At 64.1% G+C, this 757-nt stretch carries 1 protein-coding gene; it reads left to right on the top strand.

Annotated elements, in window-relative coordinates; translation table 11 throughout:
- Position 1 precedes the first annotated feature (1 nt).
- Positions 2-757 (top strand): AMP-binding protein (locus ACFPFQ_RS48225; protein WP_379630058.1); only part of this gene is annotated, 756 nt, incomplete at its 3' end.

Below are 757 nucleotides of genomic sequence, written 5' to 3' on the forward strand. Positions count from 1 at the left end.
GATGATTCGGCATTGGTCGATTGCGTCGCGGTTGCGGTGGCAGCGGGGTTTGTTGGGTTTTGGTCCGGGGGATGGGGCGTTGTTCAAGGCGCCGATGGGGTTTGATATTTCGGTGAATGAGGTGTTCTTGCCGTTGGCCACTGGTGGTGTGGTGGTGGTGGCGGAGCCGGGTGGTGAGCGGGATGCGGAGTATCTGCTGGATCTGGTGGTGCGGGAGCGCGTTTCGTTTGTGTATGTGGTGTCGTCGATGTTGGACATGTGGTTGCGGATGCCGGCTGTGGGTGGGGCGGCGGGTGTGTTGCGGCATGTGTGGTGTGGTGGTGAGGTGTTGACGCCGGAGTTGTTCGATCGGTTCCGGTTGGTTTTTGCGGATGTGGTGATGCATCATGGTTATGGTCCGGCGGAGGCGACGATCGGGGTGTCGCATCTGGCGTATCGGGGTGGGGCGCGGCGGGATCGGGTGACGATTGGTGCGCCGAATCCGAATACGCGGACGTATGTGTTGGATTCTGGGTTGGTGGCGGTGCCGCCGGGTGTGGTGGGTGAGTTGTATGTCGGCGGGTTGCCGCTGGGCCGTGGCTACGTGGGTTCCCCCGCGCTGACGGCGAGACGGTTCGTCGCCGATCCGTTCCGCGGCCCGGGTGAGCGGCTCTACCGCACCGGTGATCTGGGTCGTTGGACGGCCGACGGGATGTTGGAGTTCGTCGGGCGCGCGGACTACCAGGTCAAGGTCCGCGGGATGCGGGTCGAGCTGGAG

It is taken from the genome of Pseudonocardia sp. GCM10023141 (assembly GCF_042653605.1).